Origin of the sequence: Serratia sp. LS-1, from assembly GCF_003719595.1 — a bacterium.
Lineage (GTDB): Bacteria > Pseudomonadota > Gammaproteobacteria > Enterobacterales > Enterobacteriaceae > Serratia > Serratia ureilytica.
The window spans coordinates 2,000,875-2,023,977 of sequence record NZ_CP033504.1; the positions used below are offsets into that span (position 1 = coordinate 2,000,875).

The 23,103-nt window shown below is 60.9% G+C and carries 24 protein-coding genes and 1 pseudogene; 19 read left to right on the forward strand and 6 right to left on the reverse strand.

All coding sequences use genetic code 11. The annotated features are described in order from the left end of the window. Nucleotides 1-4: 4 nt before the first annotated feature. The 8 genes from EDY99_RS09665 to EDY99_RS09700 all read left to right on the forward strand — a co-directional run bounded on the left by EDY99_RS09665 (nucleotide 5) and on the right by EDY99_RS09700 (nucleotide 6,476). Entirely contained in the window at nucleotides 5-1,117 is a 1,113-nt protein-coding gene (locus EDY99_RS09665) for an ABC transporter ATP-binding protein (RefSeq protein WP_123061723.1), read from the forward strand. Continuing rightward, nucleotides 1,114-1,884, forward strand: coding sequence for an ABC transporter ATP-binding protein (locus EDY99_RS09670; protein WP_123061724.1), 771 nt, complete (start codon nucleotides 1,114-1,116; stop codon nucleotides 1,882-1,884). The genes EDY99_RS09665 and EDY99_RS09670 overlap by 4 nt, the downstream gene beginning before the upstream one ends. Then, entirely contained in the window at nucleotides 1,877-2,590 is a 714-nt protein-coding gene (locus EDY99_RS09675; RefSeq protein ID WP_033643186.1) for an ABC transporter ATP-binding protein, read from the forward strand. Before EDY99_RS09670 ends, EDY99_RS09675 begins: the two co-directional genes overlap by 8 nt. Nucleotides 2,591-2,666: 76 nt before the next feature. Continuing rightward, nucleotides 2,667-3,776 (forward strand): branched-chain amino acid ABC transporter substrate-binding protein, encoded by a 1,110-nt coding sequence (locus EDY99_RS09680; protein ID WP_346405209.1) that lies wholly within the window; start codon nucleotides 2,667-2,669, stop codon nucleotides 3,774-3,776. Nucleotides 3,777-3,794: 18 nt separating this feature from the next. After that, on the forward strand, nucleotides 3,795-4,286 hold the full coding sequence (locus EDY99_RS09685) for an L-2-amino-thiazoline-4-carboxylic acid hydrolase (RefSeq protein WP_033643188.1): 492 nt from the start codon (nucleotides 3,795-3,797) through the stop codon (nucleotides 4,284-4,286). Continuing rightward, nucleotides 4,283-5,509: a Zn-dependent hydrolase gene (locus tag EDY99_RS09690; RefSeq protein ID WP_033643189.1), complete on the forward strand. Its 1,227-nt coding sequence runs from the start codon at nucleotides 4,283-4,285 to the stop codon at nucleotides 5,507-5,509. The genes EDY99_RS09685 and EDY99_RS09690 overlap by 4 nt, the downstream gene beginning before the upstream one ends. An 82-nt stretch (nucleotides 5,510-5,591) precedes the next feature. After that, nucleotides 5,592-5,939 carry a helix-turn-helix transcriptional regulator gene (locus tag EDY99_RS09695; protein ID WP_004938187.1) on the forward strand — a complete coding sequence of 116 codons (348 nt, stop codon included), beginning with the start codon at nucleotides 5,592-5,594 and terminating at the stop codon, nucleotides 5,937-5,939. Between the two features lie 3 nt (nucleotides 5,940-5,942). Continuing rightward, nucleotides 5,943-6,476, forward strand: a complete 534-nt coding sequence (locus EDY99_RS09700) for an SRPBCC family protein (protein ID WP_123061725.1) — start codon at nucleotides 5,943-5,945, stop codon at nucleotides 6,474-6,476. Here EDY99_RS09700 and EDY99_RS09705 read toward each other — a convergent pair whose 3' ends face one another. Next, complete coding sequence (locus EDY99_RS09705; RefSeq protein WP_033643191.1) at nucleotides 6,477-7,505, reverse strand: transporter; 1,029 nt, start codon at nucleotides 7,503-7,505, stop codon at nucleotides 6,477-6,479. It lies immediately after the preceding gene. A gap of 256 nt (nucleotides 7,506-7,761) precedes the next feature. Between EDY99_RS09705 and EDY99_RS09710 the strand changes: the two genes are divergently transcribed. Then, nucleotides 7,762-8,514 (forward strand): hypothetical protein, encoded by a 753-nt coding sequence (locus EDY99_RS09710; RefSeq protein WP_123061726.1) that lies wholly within the window; start codon nucleotides 7,762-7,764, stop codon nucleotides 8,512-8,514. A gap of 68 nt (nucleotides 8,515-8,582) precedes the next feature. Here the strand turns inward: EDY99_RS09710 and EDY99_RS09715 are convergent, their stop codons facing one another. After that, nucleotides 8,583-10,013, reverse strand: a complete 1,431-nt coding sequence (locus EDY99_RS09715) for an SH3 domain-containing C40 family peptidase (protein ID WP_123061727.1) — start codon at nucleotides 10,011-10,013, stop codon at nucleotides 8,583-8,585. 235 nt (nucleotides 10,014-10,248) lie between these two features. Here EDY99_RS09715 and nudI point away from each other — a divergent pair, with 235 nt between their 5' ends. From nudI to EDY99_RS09730, 3 genes are all read left to right on the forward strand, one after another. Next, nucleotides 10,249-10,674: a nucleoside triphosphatase NudI gene (nudI, locus tag EDY99_RS09720; protein WP_047575083.1), complete on the forward strand. Its 426-nt coding sequence runs from the start codon at nucleotides 10,249-10,251 to the stop codon at nucleotides 10,672-10,674. A 93-nt stretch (nucleotides 10,675-10,767) separates the two neighbouring features. Further along, nucleotides 10,768-11,604 carry a D-alanyl-D-alanine endopeptidase gene (pbpG, locus tag EDY99_RS09725; protein WP_047575080.1) on the forward strand — a complete coding sequence of 279 codons (837 nt, stop codon included), beginning with the start codon at nucleotides 10,768-10,770 and terminating at the stop codon, nucleotides 11,602-11,604. A gap of 139 nt (nucleotides 11,605-11,743) precedes the next feature. Further along, nucleotides 11,744-12,730, forward strand: a complete 987-nt coding sequence (locus EDY99_RS09730; RefSeq protein ID WP_046687114.1) for an MsnO8 family LLM class oxidoreductase — start codon at nucleotides 11,744-11,746, stop codon at nucleotides 12,728-12,730. Here the strand turns inward: EDY99_RS09730 and EDY99_RS09735 are convergent. Further along, on the reverse strand, nucleotides 12,727-14,031 hold the full coding sequence (locus EDY99_RS09735) for an aminotransferase class I/II-fold pyridoxal phosphate-dependent enzyme (RefSeq protein WP_047575076.1): 1,305 nt from the start codon (nucleotides 14,029-14,031) through the stop codon (nucleotides 12,727-12,729). The genes EDY99_RS09730 and EDY99_RS09735 overlap by 4 nt on opposite strands. A 66-nt stretch (nucleotides 14,032-14,097) precedes the next feature. Here EDY99_RS09735 and EDY99_RS09740 point away from each other — a divergent pair, with 66 nt between their 5' ends. The 3 genes from EDY99_RS09740 to pdxY are packed head-to-tail and all read left to right on the forward strand — an operon-like array spanning nucleotide 14,098 to nucleotide 15,911. Further along, nucleotides 14,098-14,352: a hypothetical protein gene (locus tag EDY99_RS09740; protein WP_033643198.1), complete on the forward strand. Its 255-nt coding sequence runs from the start codon at nucleotides 14,098-14,100 to the stop codon at nucleotides 14,350-14,352. Next, entirely contained in the window at nucleotides 14,349-15,065 is a 717-nt protein-coding gene (locus EDY99_RS09745; protein ID WP_033643199.1) for a glutamine amidotransferase, read from the forward strand. Before EDY99_RS09740 ends, EDY99_RS09745 begins: the two co-directional genes overlap by 4 nt. 3 nt (nucleotides 15,066-15,068) lie before the next feature. Then, entirely contained in the window at nucleotides 15,069-15,911 is an 843-nt protein-coding gene (pdxY, locus tag EDY99_RS09750) for a pyridoxal kinase (RefSeq protein WP_033643200.1), read from the forward strand. A gap of 45 nt (nucleotides 15,912-15,956) precedes the next feature. On the opposite strand, the gene EDY99_RS09755 is transcribed toward pdxY, so the two are convergent. The 3 genes from EDY99_RS09755 to EDY99_RS09765 form a co-directional block, all read right to left on the reverse strand. After that, nucleotides 15,957-16,670: a flagellar brake protein gene (locus EDY99_RS09755; RefSeq protein ID WP_033643201.1), complete on the reverse strand. Its 714-nt coding sequence runs from the start codon at nucleotides 16,668-16,670 to the stop codon at nucleotides 15,957-15,959. A 76-nt stretch (nucleotides 16,671-16,746) separates the two neighbouring features. After that, nucleotides 16,747-17,529, reverse strand: a complete 783-nt coding sequence (locus EDY99_RS09760; protein WP_042784616.1) for an N-formylglutamate amidohydrolase — start codon at nucleotides 17,527-17,529, stop codon at nucleotides 16,747-16,749. A 101-nt stretch (nucleotides 17,530-17,630) separates the two neighbouring features. Beyond that, a complete protein-coding gene (locus EDY99_RS09765) occupies nucleotides 17,631-19,352 on the reverse strand; it encodes a lysophospholipid acyltransferase family protein (RefSeq protein WP_033643203.1) in 1,722 nt (573 codons plus the stop codon). A 798-nt stretch (nucleotides 19,353-20,150) separates the two neighbouring features. On the opposite strand from EDY99_RS09765, the pseudogene EDY99_RS24950 reads away from it, so the two are divergent. The 4 genes and pseudogenes from EDY99_RS24950 to EDY99_RS09785 form a co-directional block, all read left to right on the forward strand. Further along, nucleotides 20,151-20,302 (forward strand): annotated as a pseudogene (locus EDY99_RS24950) (DeoR family transcriptional regulator); the annotation flags it as partial. Nucleotides 20,303-20,328: 26 nt separating this feature from the next. Next, nucleotides 20,329-21,495 (forward strand): SIS domain-containing protein, encoded by a 1,167-nt coding sequence (locus tag EDY99_RS09775; protein WP_123061728.1) that lies wholly within the window; start codon nucleotides 20,329-20,331, stop codon nucleotides 21,493-21,495. Nucleotides 21,496-21,504: 9 nt separating this feature from the next. Beyond that, entirely contained in the window at nucleotides 21,505-22,359 is an 855-nt protein-coding gene (locus tag EDY99_RS09780) for a tagatose bisphosphate family class II aldolase (RefSeq protein ID WP_033650298.1), read from the forward strand. 306 nt (nucleotides 22,360-22,665) lie between these two features. Next, a complete protein-coding gene (locus EDY99_RS09785) occupies nucleotides 22,666-22,977 on the forward strand; it encodes a hypothetical protein (protein WP_033643206.1) in 312 nt (103 codons plus the stop codon). The last annotated feature ends 126 nt before the right edge of the window (nucleotides 22,978-23,103 follow it).

Below are 23,103 nucleotides of genomic sequence, written 5' to 3' on the forward strand. Positions count from 1 at the left end.
CACCATGACCGTTTTGACTCCTCCCGTTCCTCTGGCCACGCCGCGCCGCGCCAGGCTGGGGCTGACGCTGTTCATTCTCGCGCTGCTGCTGGCGCCCTGGGTGGCGGGCGCCGCCGGGGGCAACTACTGGGTGCGGGTCGTCGACTTCGCCCTGCTGTACCTGATGCTGGCGCTCGGGCTGAACATCGTGGTGGGCATGACCGGGTTGCTGGACATGGGCTTTATCGCCTTTTACGCCGTCGGCGCCTATTTGGCCGCGCTGCTGTCGTCACCGCATCTGACACAGCAATTCCCGCTGCTGCTGCAGTGGTTCCCCGACGGGCTGCACCTGTCGATGCTGGGGCTGATCCCGCTGGCGGCGCTGCTGGCGGCGGCGTGCGGCATCCTGCTCGGCGCGCCGACGCTGCGGCTGCGCGGCGATTATCTGGCGATCGTCACGCTCGGTTTCGGCGAGATCGTGCGTATTTTGATGCGCAATCTCGACCGCCCGGTCAACCTCACCAACGGCCCCAAAGGCATTTCCGGCATCGATCCGGTCAGCCTGTTCGGCCTGAAGTTTTCCGGCATGCATGAGTGGTTCGGCGTGCGTTTTTCCGGCCTGTACCTGTATTACTACCTGTTCGCCGCCCTGCTGCTGGCGATCCTGTTTATCAGCCTGCGGCTGCAGAACTCGCGCATCGGCCGCGCGTGGACGGCGATCCGCGAAGACGAGGACGCCGCGCGGGCGATGGGCATCAACACCCGCAACTTCAAGCTGCTGGCCTTCGCCATCGGCGCCACCTTCGGCGGCGTGGCCGGCGCGCTGTTCGCCGCGTTTCAGGGCTTCGTGTCGCCGGAATCGTTCACCCTGCAGGAATCGATCGCCGTACTGGCGATGGTGGTGCTCGGCGGCATGGGGCACATCCCCGGCGTGATCCTGGGCGCGCTGCTGCTGGCCGCCCTGCCGGAGCTGCTGCGCAGCAGCATGGGGCCGCTGCAGCAGGCGCTGTTCGGCCAGGTGCTGATCGACCCGGAAATCATCCGCCAACTGTTTTACGGCCTGGCGCTGATCCTGGTGATGCTGTATCGCCCGGCGGGCCTGTGGCCGGCCCGCCACGCACGGGGGAACCCCGCATGACGCCGCTGCTCGCTTTACACCATATCAGCAAACGCTTCGGCGGCCTGACGGCGGTGGATGACGTCAGCATGAGCATCCGCCAGGGGGAAATCTACGGCCTGATTGGGCCGAACGGCGCCGGTAAGACCACCTGCTTCAACCTGATCACCGGCCTGTATCGCGCCGACGCGGGCAAGTTCCGCCTGGCGGGCCAGCGCTATAAGCCCCAGGCGATCGACAAAGTGGCGCAGGCCGGCATTGCCCGCACCTTCCAAAACCTGCGGTTGTTCAATGAAATGAGCGTGCTGGAAAACGTGATGGTCGGCTGCCACGTGCGCACCCGCAACGGCCTGTGGGCGGCGATCGCCCGGCACCGTCGCGCCAGGGAGGAGGAACAGGCGGTGCGCGATAAATCTCATGCGCTGCTGGAGTACGTCGGCATCAGCCAATTCGCCCATTACCGCGCCGGCGATCTCGCCTACGGCCATCAGCGGCGGCTGGAGATCGCCCGCGCGCTGGCGACCGAGCCCCGGTTGCTGGCGCTGGACGAACCGGCGGCCGGCATGAACGCCGGAGAAAAAGTGGCGCTGCGCGAACTGCTGCTGCGCATCCGCGACAGCGGCAAAACGCTGCTGCTGATCGAACACGACGTCAAGCTGGTGATGGGTCTGTGCGATCGGCTGACGGTGCTGGATTACGGCAAAGCGATCGCCGAAGGCGAACCGGCTCAGGTGCGGCGCGAGCCGGCGGTCATTCAAGCCTATCTGGGAGGCGGCGCGCATGTCTGAAGCCCTGCTGAGCGTTAAACGACTCAAAGTGTCTTATGGCGGCATTCATGCGGTCAAAGGCATCGATTTCACGGTGAGCGCCGGCGAACAGGTGACGCTGATCGGCGCCAATGGCGCGGGCAAAACCTCCAGCCTGCGGGCGCTGACCGGCCTGCAGCCGTTCGAGGGCGACATCCTGTTCGACGGCCGTTCGATTCGCGGCATGCCGCCGCACCGCTTGCTGCAACAAGGGCTGGTGATGGTGCCGGAGGGACGCGGCATTTTCACCCGCCTGACGGTGCGAGAAAACCTGCAACTGGGTGCCTATGCGCGGCGTGACGCATCGGCGGTGCGGCAAGATTTTGAACGCGTGTGCGCCACCTTCCCACGGCTGAGCGAGCGCCTGCATCAACCGGCCGGGCTGCTTTCCGGCGGTGAACAACAGATGGTGGCGATGGGCCGCGCGCTGCTCAGCCGCCCGCGGCTGCTGATCTTGGATGAACCGTCGATGGGGCTGGCGCCGATTGTGGTGGAGGCCATTTTCTCGGTCATCAAGCAGTTAGCCCGTGACGGCGTCACGCTGCTGTTGGTCGAGCAGAACGCCCGCCTGGCGCTGGCGTCCACCGATCGCGCCTACGTATTGGACAGCGGCAGCCTGAGCCACAGCGGCCGCTCCGCCGACATGCTGGACGATGAAAAAATCAAACGGATCTATTTGGGTGAATAACCGTTGTTACCTTTAACCGCACCAGGAGTATGACATGCAGCAGAACATTCGCATCAAGCCGTTGGCGCTGGCCGCCATGACAATGATCCTGAGCCTCCCGGCGCTGGCGGACGACACCGTGTTGATCGGTCTTGCCGGGCCGCTGACCGGCCCTTCCGCGCGCATCGGCAAAGATCTCGAAAACGGCGCACGGCTGGCGATCGCCGACGCTAACGCACAGAAACCGACGCTGAACGGCAAACCGGTCACCTTCAAGCTGGTGTCCGAGGACGATCAGTCCGACCCGCGCACCGCCGTGGCCGTGGCGCAGCGTTTGGTCGACGAAGGCGTCGCCGGCGTGGTCGGCCACTGGAACACCGGCACCAGCATCCCGGCGGCGCGCATCTATCACGACGCCGGCATCGCTCAGGTGGCGCCGGTGGCGACCGGTCACGGCTACACGCAGCAAGGTTTTGACACCAGCTTTCGCGTGATGGGCCACGACGACGACGGCGGCAACTACGCCGGGCAATATGCGGTGAAGACGCTGAAAGCCAAGCGCATCGCAGTGATAGACGATCGCACCGCTTTCGGCCAGGGGCTGGCGGACGAGTTTATCAAATCGCTGCAGGCCCAGGGCGTGCAGCCGGTCACCCGTGAGTATGTGGATGACAAGACCGTTGATTTCAGCGCCGTACTGACCACCGTCCGCAGTAAAAACGCCGATCTGATCTTCTTCGGCGGCGTGGATTCGCAGGCGGCGCCGCTGGCGCGCAAACTGAAACAGCTGGGCATGAACGCGCAGCTGATGGGCGCCGGCGGCTTCGTCAGCCAAACCTTCCTGACGCTGGCGCAGCGGGAAGGCGAAGGCGTCGTCGCGCTGGAGCCGGGGCTGCCGCTGGAACAGATGCCGGGCGGCAAGGCGTTTGAACAAGCCTACCGCGATCGTTATCACACCCACATCGAACTGCATGCGCCCTTCGCCTACGACGCCACCCGGGTGCTGATCGCCGCCATTGAGCAAGCCGATTCGGCCAATCCGGCCGATTATCTGCCGAAACTGCGCGCCATACATTACCAGGGCGTCACCGGCGACATCGCCTTCGATGCGCAAGGCAACCTGCAACAGCCGAGCTTCACCCTGTACCGGGTGGTTGACGGCAAATGGCAGCCGCAAACCGTGTTGGGCGGCGCCAAGTCACAATAAATCAAGAGGAGCAAGGCGATGAGCTGTGCAAAAAACGAATTGGGCATTTTGGCCCGCAGAAAGATCGAGGCGGAGATCATCAAGCCGATCTACCAGATTCTGGTGCGTGAAATCGGCAAGGCGCGCGCTCAGGCGGTAATCGGCGAAGCCATCGAGAATGCCGCCATCGAGGCGGGCAAACAGTTCGCCGCCCAGGAACCGAACGGCGCGGATCTGCGCAGCTTCGCCGCCTTGCAGTACCTGTGGGAAAAAGACGATGCGCTGCGCGTCGAGGTGATCAATCAGGACGCGCAGCACTTCGACTATAACGTCACCCGCTGCCGCTACGCCGAGATGTATCACGAGATGGGGCTGGGGGAGATCGGCCACCTGCTCTCCTGCGCTCGCGACAGTCAGTTTATCGTTGGCTATGCCCCTGACGTCGACCTGCAGCGCAGCCAGACCATCATGTCCGGCGCCCCCTGCTGCGATTTCCGCTACACCGCTAAAACGCCGGGAGAAGATCAATGACGTATCGAGTCAACGGCGAGCGCCTGTGGCAAAGCCTGCAGACGATGGCGCAGTTCGGCGCCATCGCCAATAACGGCGTCACCCGGCTGGCGCTGAGTGAAGAAGATCGGCAAGCGCGCGATCAGCTGCGTGCCTGGGCGCTGGAGGCGGGTTGCACCGTACGCGTCGACAAAATGGGCAACATGTTCCTGCGGCGTGAAGGCGCTCGCCCCGAGCTGGCGCCGGTCGTCACCGGCTCGCACGGTGATTCGCAGCCCCGCGGCGGCCGTTTCGACGGCATCTACGGCGTGCTGGCCGGATTAGAGGTTATTCGTACCCTTAACGATCGGCAGATCGTCACCGAACGCCCGATTGAAGTGATCAACTGGACCAACGAAGAAGGCGCGCGCTTCGCGCCGGCGATGATCGCCTCGGGCGTGTTCGCCGGGGTATTCGACCTGGAATACGGCCTGACGCGCCGCGACGAGCACGGCGTCAGCCTCGGCGACGCGCTGGAGCGCATCGGCTACGCCGGCGAGTATCCGGTGGGCGGTACGCCGATCCATGCCGCCTTCGAGTTGCACATCGAACAGGGGCCGATTCTGGAAGCGGAGCATCTCGACATCGGCGTAGTCACCGCCGCACAAGGGCAGCGCTGGTATGAACTGGAGGTCGTCGGCTTCAGCGCCCATGCCGGCACCACGCCGATGGATCGGCGCCGCGACGCCCTGCTCGGCTTTGCGGCGCTGGTCACGGCGGTCAACCGCATCGGTTGGGATTTCGCGCCCGACGCGCGCGCCACGGTGGGCATGGCGCAAATCACCCCCAATTCGCGCAACGTGGTGCCGGGGCGCGTCTTTTTCAGCGTCGAATTCCGCCATCCGCAGGAGGCTATTCTGGCGCAGATGGAGCAGCGCCTACTGGCGGCGGTAAACGAGGTCAACGGCGGCGGCCTGGCCGCCCGGGCCGAGCGCATCTTCCAGTATCCCCCGATCGCCTTCGATCCGGGGTGTATTGGCAGCGTGCGTCACGCCGCGCAGGCATTGGGCTATCGCCATCGCGACATGATTTCCGGCGCCGGCCACGACGCCTGTTACCTTAACCGCGTCGCCCCGACCGCCATGATTTTCATTCCCTGCGTGGACGGCATCAGCCACAACGAACGGGAAGATATCACTCCCGCCTGGGCCGCCGCCGGCGCCGACGTGTTGCTCAACGCCCTGCTGGCACACGCCGACGCCTGATCCTCGCCCCGGTTTGGCGCCGGGGCAAAAAATATTCAACAAAACGGTTGAATATTAGCCCGCCTGATCTATATTCAACCATATGGTTGAATTATCTTCCTCACAGCTGGACGCCATTTTTCATGCGCTGGCCGATCCGACCCGCCGCTCGATGTTACGCGCGCTGGCCGGCGGTGAACGCAGCATCGGCGAACTGGCCGCGCCGTTGCAGATGTCGTTCGCCGGCGCCTCCAAGCACGTGAAAGCACTGGAACATGCGGGCCTGGTGCAACGCACCGTGCAAGGAAGAAACCATATCTGCCGGCTCGAACCCGAGCCTATGGCGCAGGCCATGCACTGGCTGCAAACCTATGAACATTTCTGGACTGAACGGCTGGATGCGCTCGAACAGGCGCTGCTGCAGCCCGAACAGCTTCCTCCCAAGGAGTGAACCATGAATGATTACGGCATGATTATCGAACCCGGTACGCTGCGCATCCAGCGGTTGCTGCCCGGCCCCATCGAGCGGGTGTGGGCTTACCTGACCGAATCCGACAAGCGCGCCACCTGGCTGGCGGCCGGCGCCATGAAGTTGGAAAACGGCGCGCCGCTGGAGCTGGAGTTTCGCAACTCCGATCTGGCGGGCGAGCACGAGCAACCGCCGGCCAAGTACAAACAGCACGGCGGCTGCGTCAGCAACCGCGGCCACATCACCTGCCTGTTCTCGCCGCGCCTGCTGAGCTTTACCTGGGCCGAACAGGATCAGGGGCGCCCTTCCGAAGTGACCTTCGAGTTGACGGAACAGGGAAACGCGGTGCTGCTGACGGTCACCCACCGGCGCCTGGCTAACCGCGACGAGATGCTCAGCGTCGCCGGCGGCTGGCATACCCATCTGGATATTCTGCTGGATCGCCTGCACGATCGGGCGCCGCAGCCGTTCTGGAGCACCCATGCCCGGCTGGAAGAAGAGTACCGCGCCCGCCTGTAATTACGACTCGTCCCTGCGCCTGAACGCCAGATAACCGGCGATCAGCGTGAAACTGCCGACCAGCAACACCAGCAGGATAAAACCGTGGTGATTGCTGGCCAGCGGTATGCCTCCGACGTTCATGCCGAAAAAACCGGCGACGATGTTGATAGGCAACGCCAGCACGGTGATCACCGTCAGGGTGTAAAGCGTGCGGTTATTCTGCTCCATCAGTTTGGCGCCCAGCTCTTCCTGCAGCAGCCGAATGCGTTCGGTCAGGCTGGCGAGATCGTTCAACACCACGGTGAACTCTTCGGTAAACTGCCGCAGATCCTGCACCACCTCACGGCTCAGCCAGCTCGGCGGCCGGTTCAACAGGCGAAACAGCGCGGCCGGCTCCGGCGCCAACAGGCGCTGAAAGCGCAATAGCATGCGGCGCATGCGCCCCAGCTCGGCGCGGTTGCGTTTAACGCGGCTCGTCAGCAGACGATCCTCGATGGTATCGACATACTGGTTGGCCTGCCGCACCACCTGCTCCAGCACATCCTCCTGCTCTTCCAGCAGGTGCGCCAGCAGTTCGGTGGACGACGCCAGCTGCAGCGCCGTCAGGCGGCCCAGCAACCGCTCGATCAATCGCACCGGTTTATGACGCACGGTCACCACCAGCCCACGGCGGCAATACAGCCACAGCGTCGCCGTTTCCGGGTTGTTGTCTTCAGGGTGGAAGATCACGTCGTTGAGCACGGCGAACAGATCGTCGCCCTGCCGCTCGATGCGAGTAGTGTGGGAACCGTGGCGAATTTCGTGAAAGAAAAAATCGGAAATGGCGAAATGGTTTTTCAGCCACTTCTCCGCCGCCGCGTGGTTGAGATTGAGGTGCAGCCAGATAAAACCGTCGCCGGGCGACAACGTTTGGTAAGCCAGGCAAACCTGCTGCGAGTTCAGGCGCGCCGGCGGCTCGCCGGAGCGAAACGCATGGCCGTAGATCAGCCCGGTCACTTCATCATCAAAATCCAGCTTGTGCATCTTTTCCGCTGCCCTTTGCACCATAACGCCTTATCCTGCCTATTGCCGTTAGCCCAGATCGTCCACGCTGTTATAACAATCTTTATCGCTCGGCGTTAATGATTTTCAACGCTCTTGCTCATTAATATTTCCGTCATAAAAACGTCATTTCATTTTAAAAAGTTTTCATCCCTTGCCCGTTCAGCAACCGCACAATGGCTAAATGAATATAGCGGCTGATACCCTCCATCATGCAAGACACATTCACTTAAGGAACACGCTCAATAAGGAGACAACGACAATGAACAAGTTTATTACGGGCGGATGGAGCCAGTCTCTGGCTGGCCAACCGCATAAAGCGTTCGATGTCATGATGTACGGCATGGTAACCAACCTTGATGGATTAACCACAGGCACCTCAGCCCAGCCAGGATGGAGTCCGGAAAAACAAAACAAACCCGATACGCTTCCCGGCTTTAACGGAAAGACGCTATGGGTTTACGGCGGCGGCGGATGCTCCCCGCAGCAAAAGCCGGCCAATGAGGATGAAGTGTTGAGGATCGTCGCGGCCACGGTCGATCGGGGCTGGGATGGCGTCGATTTTGATGACGAATGCAATATGAACACCGAACGGGTCATCGAAGCCATGAAACGGCTAAAAGAGGCCGGGAAAGAGACCAGCTTTGGTTTTATTGCCGGTTATTCTTACAACCACCCCAATACGGAAAATGGCAACAAGCTCAACGAGAAAGTCAGAAAAATCATTCAATCAGACCAATGCGACCGCTTTATCCATTACTGTTATGCGGCAGCGATGTGGAGCAATGACGATATTCTCGCTAATGTGATCCCGGCATTAAAACAATCGTTGGCGAACGGGGTCGAAAATAAAAAATGCATTCTGGCCCTGACGACCAAAGGATTGACCGACTGGAATTTAAATTACTTTATCGATCAGGTTTTGGACTTTAACCTTGGCGGATTATTTATTTGGAATTACGCTAACCTGACGGATGAGCACGATAAAATTATCCAGCGCCGGCTAGGTAATTAGCGCAGTTCGATTTGTCGCCGCACAACAAGCGGCCGCATTCGCGGTCGCTTTATCAGCTAAAGAAAGGGCTATTCAATAAATCCCAGTTTAAACTGCGCCTTGCCCGCCAGCGACATCAGGCTGGCATCTTCAGGATAGGTCGCCAGCAGCGGGAAAAATACTGCGCCGCCGATAATGCTGCGGCGCTTTGAATCTGCCGGGCGCAGCCCCCAGATATTCTGGTACGTCATCGGCACAACCTGGCCGTCAATGAGCGCATTACCGATATACAGCATGATATGGCCCGGAATGTAAACCAGCGTGGTGAAGGGTTTGCCGTGATCTTTGAGATAGCGCAGCCGTTCACTGGTGTTCGCTTGAGCAAGATCAACCACCCGGGTGGCCGCCTGTATCTGCGCGGCGGAATTTCTGGGAAGAAAGAGGCCAAAAGGCATCAACAGACTGCGCAGTTCGGCGGAGCAGTCATTATTGAAGTTATAGTTCCCCCAGCCATAAGGCCTGCCGCTCATTGACCGCATCAGTACGGCAAGATGTTCGGGCGTCATTTTCCACGGCATGGCGGCAAATTCCCCCTTCTTGACAACGACCCGGCGCATCTGTGCGCCGCCATCCTCTCGGCGTACCGGCACGGCGACCACAAAAAGGCCCTGTCGATGGTGGTAAAATGGCAGAATCGTGCCGTGGCGCGCCGTAAAATAAAACTGGCCGCCCGTTTGCACCGAAACCGGCTGTTTAATGAATGCCCCCAGATTTTTCCCCGCCAGCGCCAGCCATTCTGAGACAAACCGCTGATCCGCCGCCGCGATGTCTTCGCTATGCACCCAACCGATCACCGTAGGCGACATGACGTATTTCCAGCGTTTATCGCGGCTTTGCGTAATAACGTATACCGGAGTGCCGGGGCGGATAGACGAATCCTGCAAATTATCAAAGGGATAACCTTGCCCAGCCAGGCGAGGATCGTCATAAGCCGGATCGTCCGTCGGCAGGATCCTGACCAGCGTCTCCCTGACCGCAATGCCTCGGGCCGAAGAATGATAAACCTGGCTAATGTCCGTAGACGCGTTATCTCTGACTTGCTGTTTCCAGCGGTCGGTGTGAGTCCTGAAGTTTTCCCCCCAGGAGACACTTCCACGGCCAAGGTATTTATCCATTGCGGCATCACGGTGGCTTTCCGCTTCGCGGTTCAGGACGGCAGCGATGTAATGCGGATTCCAGGGGGATTCATCGTTCGGCCCCATGCCAAAATAGTGAGATTTGAGGGCGGAAAAATGACGTTGCTGCGTGGCGGCATCCATCACAGGCATCCGCTGCTGCGGACCAGGCGGCAACCATTTATCGACAGACTGCGAATAGTTCCCCAGCGGGAACAACGATTTGGTGGCATCGATAGGGGCTGTCGCCGTGGCGTCTTGAGGGGGCTGGCTGACCGGCGCGCTGTGGCAGGCCGACAGCAGCAGCAGAGTCATCAGGCACAGCGGTTTTATTCCATTAGGCATACGTTATCAACTCCATGATAGGTTAAAATCCCTGCTTTATCCTGACGCGAAATTATTCGAATTGATACTTAATAACACCTGCGATTGATTTCCCGTTGAAGAAAACAAAGCCGGAGGCAACCCCATGACAAATGCCGACCGGATTTCCCGCCGCCGCACAGAATGCCATCGACCTTCCCGCCCTGCGCCGCCAAATCTGCTATCCTGCGGCTTTGCTTTCTGACAGGAGTCCTCCATGCGCCAACGCATCATTGTCTGCCCGCTGATTGAAAACGATAACGCCTTCCTGCTGTGCAAAATGGCCGCGCACAAGGGCGTATTTCCCGGCCAGTGGGCGCTGTCCGGCGGCGGCGTCGAGCCGGGTGAGCGGATAGAGCAAGCGCTGCGGCGCGAAGTGCGCGAAGAGCTGGGCCCCGCACTGATCCTCGAGCGCATCACGCCCTGGACCTTCCGCGACGACGTGCGCATCAAAACCTACGCCGACGGCAGCCGGGAACAAATCTACATGATTTACTTGATTTTCGACTGCCACGCCGCCAACCGCGACGTGACGATCAACGATGAATTCGACGACTACGCCTGGGTGCCGCGCGAACGCCTGGCGGACTACGATCTGAACGAAGCCACCCGCTTCACGCTGCGGCAAAAGGGATTGCTGTAACAGTTTGAGCGATTATCACCCTATTTCCTTCACATTTGCCGGGCAGACTCTTTTGATATTTTTTAATCACTTAGGGTCACTATTGCCGTCGCTATGCTTTTATTTCTCCCTGTTCTCCGTCTGTCCGTCCGGCGCTTCGGCGCCGCCGCCCTGTTCAGCCTGCTGTTCGTTTTGGCACCCGCCCATGCCGCCGCGCCGCCATTGGTGTTGAATGCCAAATCGGTGCTGGTCGTCAATCAGCGTACCGGAAAAACGCTCTATCAGAAGCAACCGAACCGCGTGCTGCCGATCGCGTCTCTGTCCAAGCTGATGACCGCCATGGTCGCCCTGGACAGCAAACGCCCCATGGGCAGTCAACTCAAAGTCACCGCCGCCGATCGCGATCTGCTGAAAAAAACCCATTCGCGGCTGACCATCGGCTCGGTGCTCAGCCGCCGCGACATGCTGCACATCGCCCTGATGTCTTCGGAAAACCGCGCCGCCGCGGCGCTGAGCCGCAGTTATCCCGGCGGGCGCAAGGCCTTCGTGGCGAAAATGAATCAGAAAGCGCGCGCCATCGGCATGAAACGCGCCCGTTTCTACGATCCGACCGGGCTAACGCCGCGCAACGTAGCCACCGCCAGCGATCTGCTGAAAATGGTCAATCACGCCTATCGCTATCCATTGATTCGCCGCTTCAGCACCGACAAGCAGCAGATCGTGCGTCCTGGCCGCGGCCAGCTGGTCTATCGCAGTTCCAACGGTCTGATCAACAACCCGGCCTGGAAGATCCAGCTGCAGAAAACCGGCTTTACCGACGAGGCCGGTCACTGCCTGGTGATGCGCACCACCATCAAAGGGCAGCCGGTGGTGATGATCTTGCTTGGCGCGCAGCCGCGCTACGGCCACTACCGTGACGCCATTCGTCTGAAGGCCTGGCTGGAGCGGTAAAATCGCGGCGCTTTACCGTTCTGCGCATATCCAAATCCGTTTTGGATCAATGGAATATCCTATCGCCAATCAGTATTAAGCCGCGCGCCGCCCGCATGGTATTTGTCAGGCATATCTGATGATGAAAGGAGCGGGAAAAATGGCTTATGCCTTGAGCATATTGGAAAAAAGTCCGATCGCCGACGGGGAAAGCGCCGCGCAGGCGCTGGCGCGCACGCTGCAGCTGGCGCAACGGGCGGAACGCTGGGGGTATCGGCGTTTCTGGCTGGCCGAGCACCACAACACGCCGCAGCTCGCCTGCCCGTCGCCGGAAGTGCTGATCGGCTACCTGCTCGGCCAGACGACGCGCATTCGCATCGGCTCCGGCGGCGTGATGCTGCAGCACTACAGCGCCTACAAGGTGGCCGAAAACTTCAACCTGCTGGCGGCGCTGGCGCCGGGACGCGTCGATCTCGGGGTGGGCAAAGCGCCCGGCGGGCTGCCGCTCGCAACCCAGGCGCTGCAGGCGGCCCACGATCGGCAACGCAAGCCGGACTTTCCTCAGCAGCTGTCGCAGTTGACCGCCTATCTGAACGACGACGCCGAGCCCGGCCTGAGCGCCACACCGCTGCCGCCGCAGGGCGCGCAGCGTTTTCTGCTCGGCGCCAGTAAAGAAAGCGCGACGCTGGCGGCCGAGTCCGGCTGGGCCTTCGTGTTCGCCGCGCATTTGAACGGCAATCCGCAGGATATCCGCGACGCGCTGGAGCACTACGCCGCACACAGCGGCGGCCGCAAGGCGCTGCTGGCGGTGGCGGCGATCGTGGCCCCCAGCGAGGAACAGGCCGCGGCATTGGCGGCCGACATTCGGCAATACCGCGTGCACATTGCCGGTGAGCAGAGTGTGACCGTCGGCAGCCTGGCGCAGGCGGAGAGTTTCGTGCAGCAGGCCGGCGCCACCGACTACCGCATCGAGCCGCGGGAAAGCCATATTCTGCTCGGCACCGCGCAGCAGGTGCATCAGCAACTGGCGCAGCTGCAGCAACAGTACGGCGTGGAAGAGTTCATCATCGACACGCCGATCGCCGAACCGGCCGCCCGGTTAGCCTCGCTGCAGTTACTGGCGGAGGAGAGTTTGACGCCGGCTTAGTTGATCGCCGCCGCCGCCCGCATGGCTTCGGACAGATCCTGCGCCAGCGGCGCCAACTGCGACGGCGTGACGTTCGCCAGGCTGACGCGGAGCGCTGGGCCGCCCTTCAGGCGGAAAGGTTCACCGCCCTGCACCAGCCATCCCCGCTGCGCCATCAGCTGCGCGGCGGCGGTTTCCGAACGCACCGGCACCCACAGATGCAGCCCTTCACCTACCGCCAGCGCCGTGTGATTCAACGCATTGAGCCGCTGGACCAGCTCGTCCCGTCTGGCCTGATACGCCTGTTGCGCCCGCTGCAATTGCCCTTCCTGCAAGGCTTGTTCCCACAGTCTGGCGGCGATCTGCTGCAAGATATGGCTGACCCAGCGTTCGCTGATGTACTGATCGGCGCGCATCGCCTGCAGCAAGGTCGGGCTGCCGCAGGCCAACGCGATGCGCAGATCCGGGCTGAGAAACTTGCTGAGCGACAGCACGTACAGGCCGCGATCGCCGTCGAACGGCAGATGCAGCGGCTGTTGCGACAACGGCCCCCAGAAATCGTCGACGATCGCCAGACACTGCGGATGGCCGCGCAGAAAACCTCGCCACTGCTGCGCACGTTGCGCTGAAAGCGAAGCGCCGGTCGGATTATGGGCGCGCGGCGTCAGGATCACCGCGTCGGCCGCGCCACTCTCCGGCAGCCGACAGCCCTGTTCATCCACCGCCAGCGGCAACGGCCGCAGGCGCAGGTGACGCAGCAGCGTCAATAGCGGCGGCCAGCAGGGATCTTCCACCCACACCGCCGCCCCAGGCTGGGCATGACAGCGCAGCGCCTTTTCCATCGCGTCCAACGCGCCGGAAAACACCGCCGGTTCCCCCAGGGCCACGCCCTGGCGCCCGAGCCACTCACGCCCGAGACCGGTCAATACCGGCAGGTCGCCGCTGATGTCATAGCCGTTTTGCTGAGGGAACACCTCCGCCGCGCCAAGCCTCAGCGCCGGCAGCAAAGCGGCATCCAGGTTGCCGCTGGCCAGATCGCACATCCCCGCCGGCACCTGGCGCGGCGCATAGGCCGCACTCACCGCCGCCAGCGGCGGCTCCAGCACCACCGTACCCGCCCGCCCGCGCGTCGCCACCAGGCCGGCATCGCGCAATCTGGCGTATGCACTAGCCACGGTATTCGGATTGACCTCCAGCTCCGCCGCCAGCTGGCGTACCGGCGGCAACAGTTCGCCCGGCCGCAGCGCGCCGTTTTTGATGCGTGCTGCGATCTGCTCGGCAATCTGGACAGCGCCGCCGCCTTTTGCATACAATGAAGTCATACATAAATCCTTTTGTACTAGTTCAAATAAGATTAGCAGCTTCTGCGGCCAAAAGTAAGGGGTTCCATGGATAAACATTACGTGCTCGACATTCAGTATGCAGGAAAAGCCTTTGCCCGCCTGCAGCTGTTCACCCCGTGGGCAGCCGATCAGCTGGAGCAGGCCTGCGCGCTGTTCCCGGCCGCACAGGGTTATCAGGTGCAGCTCAGCCAGGTCAGCGAACGCCGCATCGTCTACCAGAGCGGCGCGCAAGGCATCACGGTGCTGGGCGAGTCGCTGGCGCTGATCCCCTTCACTCACGCTAGCGAGGTTAAACAATGAAAAAAGCCGTCGCCATTCGGCACGTCAACTTTGAAAACCTGGGCATCCTCGGTTCCCTGCTGTCACTGCGCGGCTATCAGATCGATTATTACGATGCCGGCCGCGATGATATTCGTGCTATCAATAATGAAGAGACCGATCTGTTGGTGGTGCTCGGCGGGCCGATCAGCGCCGCTCAGCACTTTTCCGGCGAGCAGCGGTATGATTTTCTCGACCATGAATTCGCGCTGGTCAAACAGCGCCTGGCGCAGCGGCGGCCGACCCTCGGGGTTTGCCTCGGCGCGCAAGTGATCGCCCAGGCGCTGGGCGCTGAGGTTATTTCGCTCGGCGTGAAAGAGATAGGCTTCGCCCCGCTGACCACGCCGCCGGCGGAAGAGGAGTCGGTGCTGGCGCCGCTGGCCGACACGCCGGTACTGCACTGGCACGGGGATATGTTCATGATCCCGGACGGCGCCCGCTGCCTGGCCGGCACGGCGGTATGCCCGCATCAGGCCTTCGACTATCAGGGGTTCGCGCTCGGCCTGCAGTTCCATTTGGAGGCGGATTATCGCGATATCGAACGCTGGCTGATTGGCCATGCCTGCGAGCTGGAACTGGCCGGCATCGCGCCCCAGACCCTGCGCGACCAGGCCGCGCGCCACGGCGCGCAGCTGGAACAGCGCGCGCGGCAGGTGTTCGCGCGCTGGCTGGATAACAACGAACCAAGGAAGTAACTCATGCAACAGGCTTCACCTTTGCGGTCACCGTCTATTGACGTGATCAGCATTCAATCTCAGGTGGTCTACGGCAGCGTCGGCAACGGCATCGCCTACCGCGCTCTGCTGAAAAAGGGACTGGAGGCGCTGCAGGTGCCCAGCGTGCTGTTCGGCTGCCCGCCCTATTACGGCAAACCGCACGGCGGCGTCATCTCCGGCGATTGGTTCGGCGGTTTTCTCGACGACCTGATCGCCCGCGGCGTCATGAAGCGCACACGGGCGGTGATCGTCGGCTACCTGGGCGACGTGATGCAGTGCCATATTCTGGCCAACTGGCTACAGCGGGTGCGCTCGCTCAATCCGCAGATAAAAATCTATATCGATCCGGTGATGGGCGATTACGGTGAAGGGATCTACGTGGATGAACGTATCGTCAACTGCTATCGCTCGCCGTTCCTGCGGCTGGCCAACGGCCTGACGCCGAACGGTTTCGAACTGGAGCAGCTGTGCGGCCGGCAACTGAGCAGCCGCGAGCAGACGCAACACGCCGCGCAGGCGCTGTTGAACGACACCACCGAATGGGTGTTGGTCACCAGCGCACCGGGCGTAGCGCAACACGAAGACGAAGTGGGATTGATGCTGGTCACCCGGCAGGAAACGCAGTGCTTTACTCATCCGAAGGTCAAATCGGCGGTCAAAGGCACCGGCGATTTGTTCACCGCGTTGCTGGTCAGCCATCTGCTGCAGGGCGCTGCGCTCGACGCGGCAGTGGTTGCCGCCGGCGATGAAGTGTGCGGCGTACTGGCCGAAGCGGCGCATTTCGGTTGGGAAGAGATCGGCAGCCTGCGGGCGCTTAACCCCTAAGGCCGCGGGCGAGTCAGAGGGGCAGCGCACTGCCCCTGATAACTATCAGCGTTTTTTCTTTTTGTTGAAATCCAGCTCGAAGGCGAACACGGCGCTCTGAATTTTGCGCTCCATCGCCAATCCGAGCTTAAGAAAGCGGCATGACAGGCGCGAGAAGTGCACCACCTGGTCGTTATCGTCGGTTTCCTGATCGTCGTTGACCACCACCAGCTCCATGTTGACCTTGAAGCTGCCGTAGCTGCCCAGATCCAGCTCCGCTTTCTTGAACTGCAAGCCTGGCTGGAAGAAATCCGGCAGCGGGCCGTCGAAGCGTAAACCGACGCCGCCGGCGGAGAGATCGTGGATCCGCAGCTCGTACGGCGTGCCGTCCGGGTATTCGCCGGTACAAAAGAATTGGCGCCAGTGCGGCGTAGTGATGCGGAATTGACGGCGACGCTGGATATAGACCAGCTCCTGCGGCAGCCGGGTCGAACAGGCCTGTACGCCCTGATGTTCGGTCAGCTCCGCCTGGGGGACGGAAAACTCGATTTTGGCGTCGTTGCTTTCAATCACGATGGTGCAAGCGCCGTCGATGGCGCTCGAGGCTTCCTCACCGCTAAACACGATATTGTCCGGCCCGACGCTCAATAACAGACTTTGAAACCGGTGCTGCTGATTTTCTACGCGCAGCGGCGTGCGTTGTTTGCAAATTTCTCGCAGAATCGCCAGAACTTCAAAACGCTCCCGTTTGATAAACAGTCCGTTATCGCTGTGCTCCACACGTGTCTCCTGACTTTTTTTCTAATGACGTCTTACGTATTCCTTACGGTTATCATCTCTGGGAATATTCCTAAAGTCAAATTTGCCAGCGTTGCCAGGCCTGCGGCAGCAGGCGCGCGAAACGTTTCGCCCATGCCTGTTGCCCGCGTTCGTCAGCGACCAAATCCTGGCGAATTTCGATGCCGACGTAAGGCAAACCGCGGCGCTCCGCGTGCACCGGCAACGTGTAATCGGTGGCGTCCGTCATCGCATAAGGTTCGTTAATACCCACCTGCAGATCCCCCTCTTCACGCAGCAGTTCAGCCAACAGCAGCGCAAATTCCGGGTAGCGGTTAAACAGCAGCCCCACCTGCCAGGGGCGCGATTGCCCCTTGAACACCGGCGTGAAGCTGTGCATGGCGATCACCGCCGTCGGCAGTTCGCGCAGTTGGCGTTGCCCCAGATGCTCGTCGATGGCGTGGTGATACGGCAAAAATACCTCGCGCTCACGCGCCAGCGCGTGTTCGGCGTCGATGCCGATATTGCCGGGGATGGGCGTCAGTTCAGACAAATGCGGGATCGAGCTGGCGATGCCGGGCGCCCGGTTGCAGTCGATCACCAACCGTGAGTAACGCTGATGAATCAGCGTGGCGTCCAGTTGGCGGCTCAGATGGCGCGATACGCCCAGCGCGCCGATATCCCAGCCGATGTGGCGCTCGATCTCCCCCGGCGGTAAGCCGAGATCCCCGAGGGATTGCGGTATCGCCTTGCCGGCGTGATCGCACAGCAGCAAAAATGGCGCTTTGCCGCGCGGGGTTTCAACGGCGGCGGCGGGCGGTTCATCGGCGGACAATAACGGCGGGATAAACGAATGAGGCATGAAAGGCTCCGGCGGTGGAAAGCAAAACGTTTATCGTAGCGCTATCCCGTCGCCGGCCCCAAGGTCGTGCTTAGATCAAAAAGGCATGAGTCAGACGCCGATCATGCCGTCTCGGCTTCCTGCGGCTGATGCACCGCAATATAACGTTGATAACGCGACGGCTTGAGCCGCGAGGTATCCACCAGCACCAGGCCGTCGATGCAGTTGTTGAAGGCCGGATCGGTGCCAAAGTCGATAAACTGCACCCCGCCCGGTTCGCACAGCTCGGTGTACTGTTTATACAGTGTCGGGATCGAGCAGCCGATGTTGCTGAGCAGGCTCTTCAGCCGCACCAGATCTTCCTGGTAGTTATCCCCGGCAAACTGCGCCAGCACCTGCGGCAACGACGCCGGATAAGGACGACGCGACTGCGCGAAGGCGTGGTCCGGCGAGAAATAGAGTCGATAGAAGGCGATCAACAGATCCCGCGCCGCCAGCGGCATGCCGCCGGAAATGGATACCGGGCCGAACAGATAGCGATACTGCGGGTATTTCGACAGATAGGCGCCGATGCCCAGCCACAAATAGTCCAGCCCGCGCTTGCCCCAATAGGCCGGCTGAATGAAGCTGCGCCCCAGTTCGATGCCCTGCGCCAGGATCGGTTCCATATCGCGATCATAGTGGAACAGGCTGTTGCTGTAGATGCTCTCCAGGCCCTTACGCGCGATTTGTTCGGCGGTGGGGATAAAACGATAGGCGCCGACGATCTCCAGCTCCTCTTCATCCCACAGCACCAGGTGATAATAATCGTCGTCGTAGCTGTCCAGATCGCGGCGGCGGCCGGATCCTTCCCCCACCGCGCGGAAAGCGATCTCGCGCAGGCGCCCCAGCTCGCGCAGGATCGGCGTGCGCGCTTCATCATGTCGGCGATAGAGATAGATGGTTTTGCCGTCCGGCGTCACCCCCAGTCTTTCGCAGTTCGCCAGCGCCTTTTTCAGCTCCAGACGCTCTTCCGGCAACGCGATCGGCGATTCGCTGGCGAACAGCCCCGGTTTGCCCTGGCCTAGGCGATACACGTGGCGGCGAAAGCGCTCCGCCAGATCCTTGGCGCTGGTGTGGCCATCGTGCCAGTTGGCGAACGGCACGCGGCCGCCGATGCGGATCCTGATGCGCCCGCCCCGCTGCTGGAACATTTCACGCACCAGCAGCAGCGTCGACAGCGGACGGTAGACCAGCGAGGTAAAGTAGAACAGGTTGCTGTTGCGCGCGCTGATATGAATCGGCACGATCGGCGCGCGCGCCTTGGCGGCCAGACGCAGAAAACCGGTATGCCAGTGGCCGTCGCGGATGCCTTTCGGGCTCATGCGCGACACTTCGCCGGCCGGGAACAGGATCAGCGCGCCCTGATTGTCCAGCTGCTGCTGCATGCCTTCTATCTGTTTGCGGCTGGTTTTATAAGCGACGTTATCCACCGGCACGAACAGGTTGCGCAGCGGTTCGATGTAAGTCAGCAGTTGGCTGGCCACCACTTTCACATCCGGACGCACCGCCGCGACGGCGCGCAACAGCACCAGTCCGTCGAGCGAGCCGATCGGGTGATTGGCCACGAGCACCACCGGCCCCTGGCTGGGGATGTTTTCCAGATCGCCGTCCACCAGCTCGCAGCTGAGGTTAAAGTAGTCCACCACCTGCTCGATCAGATCGAGCCCTTTCAGGTGGGGATAGTCGGCGGCGAACTGTTTGAATTCTTTTTCGAAGAGAAGGGTTCTTAGCAGGCTGCGCTGCCAGGCAGGGGTATTGCGGTGTGGAAATGCATCTTGCAACAGAGAATCCAGGCTGAACATCGCGTTATCTCCTGACGTAGTCGCTGCAAACTTAAGCCAGAGCCATGACTCTGACATGTCAGTCACATGACAATAAAATGAATCCATCGACTATCAGGTATAGCAAAGTAATGGCGATTTGGGAGCGAAAGACGCATTTTCGCCCCCACTTCCCCTCACATCGGCGCCAGCAATGCTTCAATGCGGCGGTTCACCGCCTCACGCAGGCGCTATCGGCTGCAGATCCTCGCCGGGATGGGCCACGAACGGATCGCCGGAGGGAAACGCATGGCCGCTGTCGTTCACCCTCACCCGCTGCAATGCGGCGCTATTACACGCGCCGGCATAAAAAAACAGTGAAAGCCCGGCGGCTGCCGAATTATCGCTGCGGCTTTCGGCCTCGACGGACTGAATAATTAAATGCCGGGAATTGTCGACTGAAAAATAACGAATTTGCCGTTTTCACTTTGCGTTGACGCTGCTTTCGGTTGGCGCTCAAACGAAAGCAAAATCAAATATAACCAACTGATAGATATAGATATTTTAAAATTAATCGATTGCATTTCAGTGTTTCGTTTGCTGTAATTCGCCACGAACAACTGAAAGCGCTCCGGTCGGTATCGCTGCGGCTTATTAAGCCGCGGTCGGGCACGGCTACAGGTAAATCAGGAGTCTGCGTTAATGATCACTACCGCAAAACGCCGGGAATTAATTATCGACCCGCTGTGCCGCGAAGGCGCGTCGCGCGTGGAACCGCTCAGCCAGCTGCTTTCGGTCTCCAGCGTCACCATCCACATCAATCGCGACGTCAAACACACCCTCGCCGACGCCAGCAAATTCGGCCGCACAAGTTTTTGCACGATCGCGACATCGGCCAGATCCACCGCCTGGTCACCGACAGCCGCATTCCGGAACACTGTCTGCAGGCGCTGCACCCTTTAGGGATCGACGTGATTATCGCCGACCGTTAACCGAGGATTTTTAAGGAGCTGTCATCATGAACGCGTATTTCTCTTACGAGGCGAATTGGCTGAAGCAGCGCAACGCCTGGCACACCGCCGCAGAAATTTGGCAACAGCCGGATCTGTGGGCGGCGCTGCACCGGCAGCTGCAGGATCAACAGGCGCAATGGCAGCCGTTTCTGGCGCCGCTGCTGGTCAATCCGCGCCTGCAGATCGTGCTGTGCGGCGCCGGCAGCTCGGCGTTCGCCGGCCGCGCCCTGGCCCCCTGGCTGCGCGAACGCACCGGCCGCGACGTGGTGGCCTACGGCACTACCGATATCGTCGCCAACCCGCTGCAGTATCTCGACCCTGAGCGGCCGACGCTGCTGGTCTCCTTCGCCCGCTCGGGCAACAGCCCGGAGAGCGTGGCGACGGTGGAGCTGGCCGACCAACTGCTGCCGGAAAGCTACCACCTGATGCTGGTGTGCAACCCGGACAGCAAGCTGGCGCAGTATGCACATCAGCGCGACAACGTCTGTTCGCTGGTGATGCCGCAAGGTTCTAACGATCAGAGCTTCGCCATGACCTCCAGCTTCAGCTGCATGATGCTGAGCGCCGCGCTGCTGCTCGGCCCCCTGTCGCTCGAGGTCGCCCAGGCGCCGCTGCACGCCATGGTGCAGCGCTGCCGCGCACTGCGAGAAACGCTGCAGCCGCAGGTGAAGGCGCTGGCCGCCGGCGGCTTCCGCCGCTACATCACCCTTGGCGGCAGCTGCTTTACCGGCCTTGCCGAAGAGGCCTCGCTCAAGATGCTGGAGCTGACCGCCGGGCGCATCGTTACGCGCTACGACTCGCCGCTCGGCCTGCGTCATGGTCCGAAATTCATGGTCGACGGCCAGACGCTGGTGGTGTTGATGTTCTCGCGCGACGACTACGCCCGCCAGTATGACCGCGATCTGTGGAACGAGCTGCAGCGCGATGGGCAGGCGATGCAGCTGGTCGGATTGACCGGCGGGCGCCAACCCCTCGCCGATACCCTGCTGCATATGCACGATGCGGCAGACGATATCTGGCTGCTGTTCCCGTATCTGCTGTTCACCCAGATGCTGGCCTTCGAGAGTTCGCTGGCGCTGGGGCTGACCCCGGATAACCCCTGCCCGACCGGCGAGGTTAACCGGGTGGTGAAAGGCGTGACGATTTACCGTTTTCCTTCCCCCGTGCAGTAAGGAGATCCCATGTATCTGATAGCCAACCGAGACATGCTGCTCAAGGCGCAGCGCCAGGGTTACGCCGTTCCGGCGTTTAACGTTCACAATCTGGAAACCGTGCAGGTGGTGGCGGAGACCGCCGCCGAGCTGCGCTCGCCGGTGATCATGGCCGGCACGCCCGGCACCTTCAGCTATGCCGGCACCGACTACCTGATCGGTATATGTCAGGCGGCCGCGCACCGCTACGATCTGCCGCTGGCGCTGCATCTGGATCATCACGAAGAGCTCGATGACATCGAGCACAAGGTGAAAAGCGGCATCCGCTCGGTCATGATCGACGGCTCCCATTTGCCGTTCGAGCAGAATATCGCCAAGGTGGCCGCCGCAGTGGCCCTGTGCCATCGCTACGGCGCCAGCGTGGAAGCGGAGCTGGGCCGCCTGGGCGGGCAAGAGGACGATCTGATCGTCGATACGGCGGACAGCTTCTATACCGACCCGGTGGCGGCACGCGAGTTTGTCGCCGCCACCGGCATCGATTCGCTGGCGGTGGCGATCGGTTCCGCCCACGGCCTGTATCACGGCGAACCGAAGCTGGACTTCGAACGCCTGGCGCTGATCCGCGAACAGGTGGACGTGCCGTTGGTGCTGCATGGCGCCTCCGGCATTCCGGAAGCAATGGTCAAGCGCGCGATCTCGCTCGGCGTTTGCAAGGTCAACGTCGCCACCGAACTGAAAATCGCCTTCGCCGATGCGGTAAAAAGCTACTTTTCACAGCACCCGGATGCCAACGATCCGCGCAAATACATCGTCCCCGGCAAGCTGGCGATGAAAGAAGTGGTGGCGGAAAAGATCCGCATCTGCGGCAGCAGCGGCATGCTGTAACCCCACGCCCGCCCCCGGTTTCAGTGGCTGCACCACGGGGGCGAAAACATCCCGCCATTTTCCGCTTTCCTGAGAGAACGATCACAGCCTGTTATCCCGCCCGCGCCTGAAACCATTAACCGGTCTTCACTATGATCCAAATCATGGTTTTACTCATCCTACCTCTCTATTATCAAATTCATTGAATGCAGGCAGTAGGATTTTTGCCCATTCGTTTTTATTTCGCCAAGCGAAATAGCTTATTTGATGAAAACAAGCGCGCTTGTTTTTTAATTGGCAGTGTTTTTACTCTGAAAGGAACAGCGTATGAACCATTACTTAGCCGTATTAAGCGCATTGGTCATTCTGCCCTTCGCTCTGCAAGCAAAACCGCTTTCCGGCAGCCAGGTCGCCTCTGGCGTCGTCCGCTTCACCGGCGCCATTACCACGCCTGCATGCACCGTCAAACATCAGGATGAAAAGCTTATCTCCAGCTGCTTCGGTAAAGTGACGGAATATCAGAACGGGTATATATCCTCTTCGTTAAAAGCGATGCCAAAAGAATTAGTTTCTGCCGTCAGCAGTGAGATGGTGAATAACGATCCCCATTTAAAACGCGTGACCATCAGCTATAAGTAACCACAAAGCGTTACTGCCTGCTGAAATAATAAACAAGACACAACTTGTCTTGATTACTTATAAATTTATTTTATAAATTTATCGCACAATAACTCCCCGCCTTACCGTAAGCCGGCTATTCGGGCG

Excerpts from the sequence above, each read along its gene's own strand:
- EDY99_RS09665 (WP_123061723.1), top strand. The coding sequence starts at position 5 with ATGACCGTTTTGACTCCTCCCGTTCCTCTGGCCACGCCGCGCCGCGCC.
- EDY99_RS09670 (WP_123061724.1), top strand. The coding sequence starts at position 1,114 with ATGACGCCGCTGCTCGCTTTACACCATATCAGCAAACGCTTCGGCGGC.
- EDY99_RS09675 (WP_033643186.1), top strand. The coding sequence starts at position 1,877 with ATGTCTGAAGCCCTGCTGAGCGTTAAACGACTCAAAGTGTCTTATGGC.
- EDY99_RS09680 (WP_346405209.1), top strand. The coding sequence starts at position 2,667 with ATGACAATGATCCTGAGCCTCCCGGCGCTGGCGGACGACACCGTGTTG.
- EDY99_RS09685 (WP_033643188.1), top strand. The coding sequence starts at position 3,795 with ATGAGCTGTGCAAAAAACGAATTGGGCATTTTGGCCCGCAGAAAGATC.
- EDY99_RS09690 (WP_033643189.1), top strand. The coding sequence starts at position 4,283 with ATGACGTATCGAGTCAACGGCGAGCGCCTGTGGCAAAGCCTGCAGACG.
- EDY99_RS09695 (WP_004938187.1), top strand. The coding sequence starts at position 5,592 with ATGGTTGAATTATCTTCCTCACAGCTGGACGCCATTTTTCATGCGCTG.
- EDY99_RS09700 (WP_123061725.1), top strand. The coding sequence starts at position 5,943 with ATGAATGATTACGGCATGATTATCGAACCCGGTACGCTGCGCATCCAG.
- EDY99_RS09705 (WP_033643191.1), bottom strand. The coding sequence starts at position 7,505 with ATGGTGCAAAGGGCAGCGGAAAAGATGCACAAGCTGGATTTTGATGAT.
- EDY99_RS09710 (WP_123061726.1), top strand. The coding sequence starts at position 7,762 with ATGAACAAGTTTATTACGGGCGGATGGAGCCAGTCTCTGGCTGGCCAA.
- EDY99_RS09715 (WP_123061727.1), bottom strand. The coding sequence starts at position 10,013 with ATGCCTAATGGAATAAAACCGCTGTGCCTGATGACTCTGCTGCTGCTG.
- nudI (WP_047575083.1), top strand. The coding sequence starts at position 10,249 with ATGCGCCAACGCATCATTGTCTGCCCGCTGATTGAAAACGATAACGCC.
- pbpG (WP_047575080.1), top strand. The coding sequence starts at position 10,768 with ATGCTTTTATTTCTCCCTGTTCTCCGTCTGTCCGTCCGGCGCTTCGGC.
- EDY99_RS09730 (WP_046687114.1), top strand. The coding sequence starts at position 11,744 with ATGGCTTATGCCTTGAGCATATTGGAAAAAAGTCCGATCGCCGACGGG.
- EDY99_RS09735 (WP_047575076.1), bottom strand. The coding sequence starts at position 14,031 with ATGACTTCATTGTATGCAAAAGGCGGCGGCGCTGTCCAGATTGCCGAG.
- EDY99_RS09740 (WP_033643198.1), top strand. The coding sequence starts at position 14,098 with ATGGATAAACATTACGTGCTCGACATTCAGTATGCAGGAAAAGCCTTT.
- EDY99_RS09745 (WP_033643199.1), top strand. The coding sequence starts at position 14,349 with ATGAAAAAAGCCGTCGCCATTCGGCACGTCAACTTTGAAAACCTGGGC.
- pdxY (WP_033643200.1), top strand. The coding sequence starts at position 15,069 with ATGCAACAGGCTTCACCTTTGCGGTCACCGTCTATTGACGTGATCAGC.
- EDY99_RS09760 (WP_042784616.1), bottom strand. The coding sequence starts at position 17,529 with ATGCCTCATTCGTTTATCCCGCCGTTATTGTCCGCCGATGAACCGCCC.
- EDY99_RS09765 (WP_033643203.1), bottom strand. The coding sequence starts at position 19,352 with ATGTTCAGCCTGGATTCTCTGTTGCAAGATGCATTTCCACACCGCAAT.
- EDY99_RS09775 (WP_123061728.1), top strand. The coding sequence starts at position 20,329 with ATGAACGCGTATTTCTCTTACGAGGCGAATTGGCTGAAGCAGCGCAAC.
- EDY99_RS09780 (WP_033650298.1), top strand. The coding sequence starts at position 21,505 with ATGTATCTGATAGCCAACCGAGACATGCTGCTCAAGGCGCAGCGCCAG.
- EDY99_RS09785 (WP_033643206.1), top strand. The coding sequence starts at position 22,666 with ATGAACCATTACTTAGCCGTATTAAGCGCATTGGTCATTCTGCCCTTC.